General features: G+C 50.3%; 2 protein-coding genes. One reads left to right on the plus strand and one right to left on the minus strand.

The genetic code is table 11. The annotated features are described in order from the left end of the window. Positions 1-134: 134 nt before the first annotated feature. Entirely contained in the window at positions 135-1,052 is a 918-nt protein-coding gene (locus tag R8N28_RS23860) for a bifunctional GNAT family N-acetyltransferase/hotdog fold thioesterase (RefSeq protein ID WP_005456791.1), read from the plus strand. Here R8N28_RS23860 and R8N28_RS23865 read toward each other — a convergent pair. Next, the coding region (locus R8N28_RS23865; RefSeq protein WP_318183501.1) for an AsmA family protein at positions 1,038-1,576 on the minus strand (539 nt) is incomplete at its 5' end. The genes R8N28_RS23860 and R8N28_RS23865 overlap by 15 nt on opposite strands.

The raw sequence follows: 1,576 nt of genomic DNA on the forward strand, positions 1-1,576 counted from the left end.
CAGTGACTTTTTGGCTACAGGTCTAATCTGGCGTGGATACACCCATGGTCTAAGCTATATACCCAAGTGGTTTGATTTTACTTGGGTATTTTCTCCCCAAGATTCTTACTGATTTGCACTTTCAAAGGATTGATATGTTCAAACTCATAACTCCAACAACCGAAAATCAGCTTAACAAGTACTATCAATTTCGTTGGCAAATGCTTCGAGAGCCATGGCGCATGCCAGTAGGCTCTGAACGTGATGAATATGACGTGGTGAGCCACCACCGCATGATTGTGGATAGCCGTGGTCGTCCAATGGCGATCGGACGTTTGTACATTACTCCGGATAACGATGGCCAAATCCGCTATATGGCGGTGAAAGGCAATCGTCGCAGCAAAGGCATGGGCTCACTGGTGTTGGTCGCGTTGGAATCGCTTGCGCGCCAAGAAGGTGCGAAACGTTTGGTATGTAATGCCCGTGAAGATGCGATTGCGTTTTATGAAAAAAATGGTTTTGAACGTCGTGGTGAGTTGACCGATGAACGCGGTCCGGTCCGTCACCAACAAATGGTGAAGCCGCTTGATCCGATGGCGAATGTGTTACGTCGCCCAGAATGGTGCACGGAATTGCAGCAGCGCTGGGAAGCGCAGATCCCAATTGCGGACAAAATGGGCATCAAAATCAACCAATACACTGGTTATCAGTTCGAATGCAGTGCCCAGCTCAATCCGAATTTGAACCCGCACAATACCATGTTTGCTGGTTCGGCATTTACGTTGGCAACGCTGACGGGATGGGGAATGACGTGGTTACTGCTCAAAGAGCGCGGTTTGCATGGCGATATTGTTCTGGCAGACAGCTCGATTCGTTATCGTCATCCGGTGGAGCAAAATCCGGTGGCGAGTACCTCGCTTGATGGTATCAGTGGTGATTTGGATCGCTTGGCGTCAGGGCGCAAGGCGCGCATTGTCATCCATGTGGTGATTTACAGCGGCGATACGCCTGCGGTTGATTTCGTTGGCACGTACATGCTGTTGCCCAACTATTCGCAGCTACTCAGTTGCTAGTTCTTCTTCGGCTACGACCTCGTTCGTAGCCGGCTCTAACTCTTCTGTTATCTCCTCAACCAGCTCTTCTTCCGGTTGCTCTAGATTCGCCTCTGCAATGCCATGAAAGCTCGATTCCTCCGGCTGAGCATCGTTCGTTGGTACGTTCGGCGTTAAGTGGTCTGGCTGTTGTGGTGAGTCGCAGTCATTACGTGATATTTCACCATCGAGCAGATCGCCTATGATTATGCCGCAGTGATCCTTGAGCTGGAATGTCAAACCGCTGAGTGGGTTGTTGGCCATGTCAAACTCGCCGCCAATCTGACCGGATATGACATTGCCGGAGATGGTTACAGGCTTGAGCGATACTGCGCCCCGCTGCGCGTGCACTCGAATAGGGGAAAACGTGATGCTCTTAAGCGACTTATCGGCTTGTGAACGTAGTGTCGTTTCTCGTAGGTTTGCTTCCACTTGCCCCGTTAAGCTGTACGCCAACATATTGTTGTCACCAGATAGACCTTGTAGGTCGAGGTTTAGGTCAGAAA

The organism is Vibrio sp. Vb1554, assembly GCF_033344235.1.